Source organism: Neobacillus kokaensis, assembly GCF_014656545.1.
GTDB classification, from domain to species: domain Bacteria; phylum Bacillota; class Bacilli; order Bacillales; family Cytobacillaceae; genus Neobacillus; species Neobacillus kokaensis.
Genome location: NZ_BNDS01000003.1, coordinates 376,547 through 386,509, shown reverse-complemented (window position 1 = coordinate 386,509; position 9,963 = coordinate 376,547). Strand labels below are relative to the sequence as shown.

Annotated in this window: 7 protein-coding genes; all 7 read right to left on the bottom strand. The window is 42.2% G+C overall.

Features of this window, described 5'->3' with window-relative positions; translation table 11 throughout:
- Positions 1–39: 39 nt before the first annotated feature.
- Positions 40–1,164: an HAD family hydrolase gene (locus IE222_RS06400; RefSeq protein ID WP_191270844.1), complete on the bottom strand. Its 1,125-nt coding sequence runs from the start codon at positions 1,162–1,164 to the stop codon at positions 40–42.
- A gap of 37 nt (positions 1,165–1,201) precedes the next feature.
- A complete protein-coding gene (locus IE222_RS06395; RefSeq protein ID WP_191270842.1) occupies positions 1,202–1,444 on the bottom strand; it encodes a hypothetical protein in 243 nt (80 codons plus the stop codon).
- Positions 1,445–1,499: 55 nt separating this feature from the next.
- A complete protein-coding gene (locus IE222_RS06390) occupies positions 1,500–2,918 on the bottom strand; it encodes an NAD-dependent succinate-semialdehyde dehydrogenase (protein ID WP_191270900.1) in 1,419 nt (472 codons plus the stop codon).
- Between the two features lie 40 nt (positions 2,919–2,958).
- Positions 2,959–4,329 (bottom strand): 4-aminobutyrate--2-oxoglutarate transaminase, encoded by a 1,371-nt coding sequence (gene gabT / locus IE222_RS06385; RefSeq protein WP_191270840.1) that lies wholly within the window; start codon positions 4,327–4,329, stop codon positions 2,959–2,961.
- Between the two features lie 100 nt (positions 4,330–4,429).
- Positions 4,430–5,806 carry a putrescine aminotransferase gene (locus IE222_RS06380; protein WP_191270838.1) on the bottom strand — a complete coding sequence of 459 codons (1,377 nt, stop codon included), beginning with the start codon at positions 5,804–5,806 and terminating at the stop codon, positions 4,430–4,432.
- A gap of 216 nt (positions 5,807–6,022) precedes the next feature.
- On the bottom strand, positions 6,023–7,495 hold the full coding sequence (locus IE222_RS06375) for an aldehyde dehydrogenase family protein (protein WP_191270899.1): 1,473 nt from the start codon (positions 7,493–7,495) through the stop codon (positions 6,023–6,025).
- A gap of 272 nt (positions 7,496–7,767) precedes the next feature.
- Positions 7,768–9,894 (bottom strand): sigma 54-interacting transcriptional regulator, encoded by a 2,127-nt coding sequence (locus IE222_RS06370; protein WP_191270836.1) that lies wholly within the window; start codon positions 9,892–9,894, stop codon positions 7,768–7,770.
- Positions 9,895–9,963 lie beyond the last annotated feature (69 nt).

Below are 9,963 nucleotides of genomic sequence, written 5' to 3'. Positions count from 1 at the left end.
AATAAATTTAACGTATTTTGTACCATAGGACCAGTTCTTTTATAAAATGGTTTTCACTTCTAGTACAGAATCAAGAATATAATCCGCCTTGTGTTCTTCAAATTCAGCTCTAGCGGCCTTTCCCGATAGTCCAGTTAAAACTGCCGCAAACTTGCACCCCAATTGTCTTGCAGCTAAGAGGTCAGCTAATGAATCGCCGACAATAAGAACTGTTTCACCATTTTCAATCGGCAAAGCTGTTTCCAAACATTCCTTTACAGAGGTGCCCTTTCCTTTAAGTCCCATGATATATGTAAATGGATGCGGTTTAGACAACGAAGACTGATCAGTGTTTTCTTTTTCCGCCTTCAAAACATCATCAGCCGTAACAATTCGTTTGGCATCGAAATACTGCAGCCAATGTAAATGTTGAAATGGCTGGATTGTTTCTAGTTCAGGCCGGCCTGTTCCGATTCCGATTGTAAATCCCGAAGAAGCTAGAAACTGAAACAGCTCGGCAATTTTCTCTTTTGGAGCTAAGGTCGTTTCGTTTGCCAAAAAGCCCTGTTTACCGGTTTGTACCGATGGCCGTCCGGTTGAGGCTAGAACGTGCTCGTCGCCAACATACCATTCCTGGGAAACATGCTCGCAGACGAACCAAAGCTCACCCTTTTCAAAAATCGAAGTCTCCACCCCAAGCTTTTCCTTCGCAAGAACATTGAGATGCTGAAGCAGTTCATCCTTCATCGCTGTCGAATTTTCAAAATCTGCCACAAATGAGCAAAAATCAAGCTCAAATTCATATTGGGACAGCACCTTTCCGATTTCTACTAATACACTTCGGTCAATTGGTGCCTGACACCATGTGAAGATTTTCTCAAACTCCTTATCCTTAATTTGAGCCAACAGGTGGATTAATTGATGGCTGAAGGATAGATAGATCATGTCCCAGTTGGCGTTTAGGCCACGGGATTTTTGAAATTTAAGAATTTTATCGTGCTGGAATACTGTTTCCCTGATTTTCTTTACTTCCTCTTCACTAGGGTTCGTATTAAATTTCTCAGGGGAAATTCCCAAGTAGTTGGGACTCATCAGCATTTCCCAAACAGTTAATGCGGAAGCATCAAAATACCGCTCTTCACTCAATAAAACCCCGTCAACATCAAACAAAAGCGTTTTAATCAAAGCCCTGCCCCCATTTCAAAAGCATTTCTTTTTCACTTTATCGTAACACAGTAATTGGTGTGGTATAAAGTATAATCTTATGAATAGCATCAACCTTAATTTGTATACTCCTCCCTGAACTGAGCCCCTGCAGGATTCCGCCGATTTGCTTCGGAATTCCGCGGGTTTCCAAAATAATTCTGCCGAACTTTTGATTTATTCCGCCAGCTTTCTCCAGGATTCCGCGGAATTTCTCATTTATTCCGCCAAACAACTTTAAAGTTACCCCTTTTTTGTACAACAAAAGCCGCTGCTGTACCTCTTTACCAGCCGCGGCTTTGTTATTAATGAATAGATTAATCTAAACCAATCGAAATATATTTCACTTCTAAAAATTCCTCAATTCCAAAGTGTCCGCCTTCTCGGCCAAGTCCACTCTCCTTGTAGCCGCCAAATGGCGCCTGCACGACTGATGGCAATGCATCATTCAGACCGACAATGCCATATTCCAGCTGCTCGGTAATTCTAAAGGAGCGGCTTAGATTTTCGGTATAGACATAGGCTGCTAAACCAAAGCGAGAATTATTTGCTCGTCCAATAACCTCCTCTTCTGATTTAAAGGTTGAAATTGGGGCAAGCGGTCCAAAGATTTCATCCTTCATACATTCCATTTCATCATTTATTTCGGTTAAAATCGTTGGTGCATAGAAAAAGCCATTTGCTTCCTCAGGCTTCGAGCCTGTATAGGCAACCTTTCCGCCATGTTTAACCGCATCATTGACTAGCGCTTCAACTTTTTTGTAAGCTGATTTATCAATTAAAGGACCGATATCTACTCCTTCATCAAGCCCGTTGCCAACCTTCAGCTTTTCTAATTCCGCTTTGAAAAGTTTAATAAATTCATCTGCCACGCTCTCTTGGACATAGACTCGATTTGTACAAATACAGGTTTGCCCTGCGTTACGGAATTTAGATTGCACTAGTCCGGCTGCAGCTTTTGCTAAATTGGCATCATCCATGACAATAAATGGAGCATTGCCGCCAAGCTCGAGCGATACCTTTTTAACATTTTCAGCAGCCCCGCGCATTAACGTTTTACCAACCTCGGTTGAGCCTGTGAAGGTAATTTTCGTCACGCGTGGATCGTTCAGCCAAACATCCCCGATTTCAGATGACTTACCAGTAATAATATTTATAACTCCACTAGGAATCCCAGCTTCATGAGCAAGCTCGGCCATTTTCAAGGCAGTGAGCGGCGTTTGGTTCGCCGGTTTGACTACACAAGTACATCCTGCAGCAAGCGCAGGTCCTACCTTTCTAGTAATCATAGCTGCAGGAAAGTTCCACGGCGTAATCGCAGCTACTACTCCCACAGGTTCCTTGCGGACAAGGATCCGCTTATTCGGATGGGATGCTGGAATAGTTTCTCCATATACGCGTTTTGCCTCTTCCGCATACCAAGAAATGAAGCCATTGGCATAAAGAACCTCGCCAAGTGCCTCCTTCAACGGCTTGCCTTGCTCAATCGTCATTATTCTAGCAATCTCATGTTTATTTTCATCTATCAATTGATGCCATTTCATAAGAAGACGGCTGCGTTCTTCAGCGGTTTTTTTCGACCATGTTTTAAAAGCGCGATGCGCCGCGTCAACAGCCTGTTCTGCTTCCAAAGCCCCTCCAGTTGGAATGGCCCCTACTACTTCTTTCGTTGCTGGATTGATCACTTCGGTGAAAATTTCATAATCATTGCCGACCCATTTTCCATCAATATACATTGGATAAATTTGATACCCTTGGTTCACGACACCCATTTCCTTACCTCCCAGCCAAAAAAATAGTTTCACTTTTATGATAAACGACAGCAAAGGCTTCTTCAAGTATTTGGAATCCTTCTTCAAATTGTTTTTCTGAGATGGTAATCGGCATCAAAAGACGGACCACATTACCATATAGCCCGGCACTTAATAATAACAGCCCGCGTTCACCGGCTGCTTTTACTATTTTTGCTACCCCTTCTTTGTCAGGAGTTTTCGTCTGTTTATCTTTAACGATTTCCATCGCACACATGGCTCCAAGACCGCGAATATCCCCAATGCAGTCAAAGCGCATGCTCAGCTGTTTCATTTTTTCTATGACTCTACTACCCAGCATTTGTGCCCGTTCATTAAGTTTTTCGCTTTCGATAATATCCAACACCGCCAGTGCAGCCTGACAGCCAAGCGGACTGCCTGAATAGGTTCCGCCGATTTCACCTGTCTCCGCCGCATCCATTATGTCGGTTCGGCCAATAACACCGCTGATTGGCACCCCTGCTCCCATTGATTTAGAAATTGTAATTAAGTCAGGGACAACGCCAAAATGATCAATGGCAAAATACTTTCCTGTTCGTGCGAACCCTGTTTGAATTTCATCTGCAACAAAGAGAATTCCGTATTTTGTACAGATTTCTTTTACCTTTCTTACAAAAGCGATATCAGGTACGATAAAACCGCCTTCCCCTTGAACAGGCTCCATTACCACTGCAGCAATTGTTTCCGGAGCAGCTTCAGCTAGAAGAAATTGCTCAAATTGCTCAATGATCATTTGACTATATTGCTCTTCACTCATCCCATCAAGACGGCGGTAAACATACGGATACGGTGCCTTGTACACTTCAGGCGCGAAAGGACCAAAGCCGAATTTATAAGGCTTAACCTTGCTTGTCATCGTCATTGTCATCAACGTTCTGCCATGAAATCCCCGTGTAAAAGATATAATCCCTTGTCGTTTCGTATATTTTCGGGCAATTTTCACGGCATTTTCAACCGCTTCTGCTCCACTGTTAAAAAAGGCTGCTTTTTTTGCAAAATTACCGGGTGCAAGCTCACATAATTTTTCTGCAAGATCAATATAGGATTCATACATCATGACATTAAATCCCGTATGTATGAACTGACTTGCCTGTTCTTGAACAGCATCGACCACTTTGGGGTGAGAATGACCGACATTTATCGTTCCAATAGCACCAGCAAAATCAATATAGAAATTACCGTCAACATCCTCAACTACCGCCCCCTGTGCTTTTTTTACAAAGGAATGGCAATTATTGCTGATTCCCCTTGGGACATACTTATTTCTCCGCTCTAATATCGCTAAAGACCTCGGCCCTGGAATTGCCGTTTCCTGTTTAACAAATCGATCGTCCATTTTTGAACTCCCCCTGTAAATATATATATTTTCCATTTTTGATTTTAGTAGGAAGGAAAGCAATCGGCAGAGTCCCGATTGCTTCCAAAAAATTGTTAAATTATGCTTCCTTTACAAGTTCTAATACTTGTTTGAAGGTGCCTACCACTTTGTCTACCTCGTCATAGCTGATCGTTAGTGCCGGCTCAATCCGAATGGTTTTGGAATTGATTAGAGTCCCTGCAACAAGGATACCTCGGTCAAACATTCCTTTGGACACTTCATAGCCGATTTCATCCTTATGGAATTCGACCCCTATCATTAAGCCTTGGCCGCGGATTTCCTGCACCTTGTCCTCATGCCCTTTGGATGCTTTTTTCAATTCTTCAAGGAAGTATTCCCCGACAACAGCCGCTCTTTCTGGCAGGTTTTCTTCAATTAAGACACCAATTGTGGCAATTGCTGCGGCACATGCTAATGGATTACCACCAAAGGTTGTCGTATGCATGAATGGATTTGGGAACCAGCTTTTGAACACTTTCTCCCTTGCCACAATAGCCCCCGCTGGCATCACACCGCCGCCAAACGCTTTGGCAAGACAGATAATGTCCGGCACCACATCATATAATTCTGCAGCAAACATTTTTCCGGTCCGTCCCATCCCTGTTTGCACTTCGTCAAATATCAAAAGCGCTCCGTATTGGTCACAAAGCTCACGTACCTGTTTTAAATATCCCTCCGGCGGCAGAATAATTCCACCTTCGCCTTGAATGGGCTCTAATATAACGGCAGCTACATCTTCACCGACAAGCGAGCACGTTTCAAATGTCTTTCGCATCATATCCATATCGCCAAACGGAACATGACGAAAGCCTGGAATTAGTGGCAGGAATGGCTTACGGAACATTCCCTTTGCTGTACCCGATAAGGACCCTAGGCTCTTTCCGTGGAAGGCTCGGGTTGTCGAAATAAACGTCGTCCTCTCGCTGTACATTTTGGCAAGCTTCAATGCTGCTTCAACGCTCTCCGTACCACTATTAGTGAAAAAAGCATATTTCAGATCACCTGGGGTAATGTCTGCTAAAATTTTCGCCAGCATCGCCCTTAACGGGTCGAGCAGATCTTGGCTGTGGAGCGCCTGACGCTTCAATTGATCCGTTACGGCCTTCACGACCTTTGGATTGCGGTGGCCAACATTGTAAATCCCAAATCCACCAAGACAGTCGATGTATTCTTTTCCGTTTACATCTTTAAAGCAGGCTCCATTATCAGACCATTCAACGGCTGCAAATTGGCCTCCTTCGGTAACGGTTTTTCGGTATTCAAGGAAGCCTGGATTGACATGCTCACGGAAGCCGTCAACCGTTTCCTTTGTAATCCATGCTGCATCTTCCTTCGTGATTTGCTCTTTTTCTACTAAACTTAAAACCTTGTTAATATATTCGGTCACATTTTGCATTTGTTCACTTTTTGTCTCTCGTGATAAATCGATACTCATATTATCGCTCCTCTTTTTAAATTAGTTTTAATCGTGTTTTAGGGTTTGCGTTTGGTTTTTCTACACAAATTCTGGGGATATCCCCACTTTTTCTGCTAATATCTACACAAATTGTGAAAATATCTACAGTTTTTAAAATATATCTACACGATTTAAAACGATATCTACAATTCAGTTAAAACCGGGAAAGGTCCGCTTAAAACAGCACAACAATGGTTAGTTTTCAAACCAGCCAACTGGTTCAACCTGTAAATTAATATTAATCTGCTTAATTTCTTGAAATTCCTCGAGACCGAATGTGCCAAGACTGCGGCCGATACCGCTTTGTTTGTATCCTCCCCATGGTGCTTCATTATAAGTAGGATGGTAGGAATTGACCCAAGTAATTCCAGCTCGCAGCTTTTTAATCACCCGCAGCGCCTTGGCGCCATCATTAGAAAAAACTGCTCCCGCCAAGCCGTAAACAGTGCCATTGGCAAGCTTCACTGCCTCCGATTCATCCTTAAATTTTTGGATGATTACAACTGGACCAAAAATTTCTTCCTGCACGATTCGCATATCTTGCTTAACATCTACAAATACGGTCGGTTCAACAAAATATCCATTTTCCAAACCATTATGAATAATGCGACTGCCGCCGCAGGCAACTTTAGCTCCTTCCTGTTTTCCAAGCTCGATATAATCAAGTACTTTTTCTAAATGCTGTGCACTTACAAGCGGTCCCATTTCTGTAGCCGCATCATTGCCAGGACCAACCTTAATTTGTTTCGCTCTTTCTACAAAGCGGGCAACAAATTGGTCATAAATGCTTTCTTCAACAAGAATTCTTGACCCAGCTGAGCATACCTGGCCTGCACCTGCATAGATGCCAAATAAGGCATAATCGACAGCCGTTTCAAAATCAGCATCAGCAAAAATGATATTTGGCGATTTGCCGCCCAATTCCAATGAAACCTTCTTCATTGTGTCAGCCGCAGTCTTCATGATATGCTTTCCTGTTTTTGTCCCGCCGGTGAAGGAAACCATATCTACTTCTGGGTGGGAAGCGATTTCATTTCCAACTACTGGTCCGGCACCCATTACCATATTGGCAGCACCTTTTGGCAGGCCGACCTCTTCAAAGATTTCAAACAGCTTTTTCGGTGTTATTGGAGTCACTTCTGATGGCTTAAAGACGATGGTATTACCGGCAGCAAGTGCAGGAGCAATTTTCCAAACACTCATCAATAGCGGATAGTTCCAGGGAACAATAAGACCGCATACACCAACTGGCTCACGGACAACCATGGCCTGCATTGGATCGCCTACATGATAAGTCTGACCATCCGGCGCTTTAATCAATCCTGCATAATAACGGAAACATGCGGCTGCATCAGCGACGTCAAAGCCGGCTTCCCTTAATGGCTTTCCATTATCCATCGTTTCAAGTTCTGTCAGCTCGTCAGCATATTCATCAATTTTGTCAGCAATTTTTAATAAATAGGAGGCTCTTTCTTGTGCTGATAATCCTGACCATACACCGTCTTCAAAGGCTTTTCGTGCTGCATAGATGGCTGCACGGGCATCTTCGACTGTTCCTTCAGGAGCATAGGCAATCACTTCTCCAGTTGCCGGATTAATGACAGGCCGGGTTTCCTGTTTTGCAGCATCCTTCCATTCACCATCAATATACATCTTAAGATTGATCACTTTTGCTTTTACTTCGACCATTATCGATTCCCCCTTTTAAATACCTCACTACTAAACAATGCAAGAACTGTGCCAACTTAGAAAAGCGGAAGTGCCTGGTCAGCGGCGTATGGCCTGGAGTGCTCCAACTGAGATAAAGGAAACACGAAGAGCTATTAAATCTATTCATTTTTGCATAACGTTATTTCTTTCTGCATAACAATAGAAGGTGTCAGGCACCATGTAAAATTACATGGTGCCTGACACCTTCTCATGAAATAGCTTTCATTTTTTTATATTTCAATAGTCATATTTTTATCGTTTAAGATTTTTTGATATTTACGACTTACTGAAGATTGGCTGATCCCCAATGCTTTAGCAGCTTTTGTCGTCGTTTTGTATTGTTTCATTGCCAGCATAATCAGCTGTTCCTCGACGTGATCTATGGCCTCCTGGAGAGGAATCACTCTGGTAATTACAGGCTTCATTTTCTTATTTTCATAGCCTAATGATAAAAATTGACTGACAAACTCAGCATCGATCGCAGCATGGTCAGCGGTTACTACTAATCTTTCAATAATATTTTGCAGCTCCCGTACATTCCCAGGCCATGAATAGAATTCAAGGACATTAACAGCGTCTGGTGTTAAATGATAATTGCGGTTATACTTTTCATTCAGCTGCTGCAAAAAGTGAAATGCCAATAAGGAAATGTCCTCTGTCCGTTCTCGAAGCGGCGGAATTTGTATGGGAATGACATTTAAGCGATAGAATAAGTCCTCCCGAAAGGTGCCTTCCTCGACCATTTTGGATAACTTTTTATTGGTTGCGGCAACGATTTGCACATTCACTTTAATCGGTGTTGTACTTCCGACAGGAATGACTTCTTGCTCCTGCAGCACACGCAGTAATTTTACCTGCAAATGCATAGGCATCTCTCCGATTTCATCGAGGAACAAAATCCCTCCATCTGCCTGTTTGAAATAGCCGTCTTTGCCGTTTTTATCGGCACCTGTAAAAGCCCCCTTGGCATAGCCAAACAATTCGCTCTCTAATAAATTTTCCGGAATCGCGCCACAATTTAATTTAAGAAACGGCTTATGCGAGCGGCTGCCCAAATGGTGAATCGCTTGGGCTATGACCTCCTTCCCAACTCCTGATTCCCCATTTAGCAGCACCGTAGAGGAAAACTCCGCAATCTTTTGAACCTGATTCATGATTTTTTCCATTTTCGGGCTGCAATAAATCAGCTTCTTTAAAAATCGATCCTTACTTTTAAAATTATCTAATTCCTTCTTATATTGCTCGGAAATCTTTTTCATTTCCTGCAATTCGCTTTTTAACCTAGTAGTTTCAGTAATGTCCCGTGATGCCACAATAATCCGGTCCAATTCATTTTTCTCATTAAAAACCGGATTACCTACAGCAAGAATTTTCCTGCCGCTTTTTGTTTCCTGAACAACAGACACCTTTTTCTTCTTTTCAATCACTAATCTCGTAACGGATGGTGTAAACAGCCCCTGATCCTCGAGTTCAAGTACATTTTTTCCAATTAGCTCCTGTAAATCCACCTGCCAAAAGTCTTGGATAATGTTTTCACTATAGCGGATCAGCTCTCCTTTAGCATTCACCACCAGAATTTCATCATAAATACTAGAAAGAATGGCATTTAAATCTTTATTCAAATCCTTAATATATTCAATTTCCATAGCCATTTCTTCGACCATCGGCAAGTCCTGAACAACAATTACTGCCCCTTCCACTCTAAGGTCATAACCTACAATCGGGCTATAATCAACAAGCACACCAACACCGTTCGTAAATTCAAGGTGATTCAGCAGTGTTTTCCCTGTAGAAAAAACATTGTTCAAGTGTTCTCCGCTAAAAATTTTTTCCGCCGGAGAGTTTAAAACCTTGTCAGCAGTCGATTTAATCATTTTTAAACCGGATTCATTACAATTAATAATATGCCTTTCTTTGTCTAAGACAAAAATCCCCATTGGAATAGATGTAAGGAGAATTTTGAGCAGGTCAACGCTTTTATTTTCTTGTTTAAAAAGTTCTGCCAGAACATCTTCGCGGCTTATGTAACCTTGTGGGCTGCCATCCTCCGATCTTATAATGGCAAAAGGTTCTCCAATAATTTGGAATAAATCTGTAAATGAGATGTGCTCGCTAAGACAGCAAATGCTATCGATTGGTTTTGTGTATTCATTCAGCAGTTCTTGCGAAAAGTCTTCCTTTTCAAGCTTCATCTGCAATTGTTTATTCAATGCGGCATAAGCAAATAATTGATCTTGTTTTTTTAAGAAAATAAACGGTTCTCTAAGGTTCCTTAAGGTCGAGCGAAAAACTTCTTTACTTTCATCGACAGCAACTGAAATAATCGGCTTTATCTTTTCCTTTTCGACGGAAAACATGTTTTACTTCCCCCCTGTAACCTTATCATTCTTATACTACCATTTAATTCTAAATCTTTAAAATAGTAT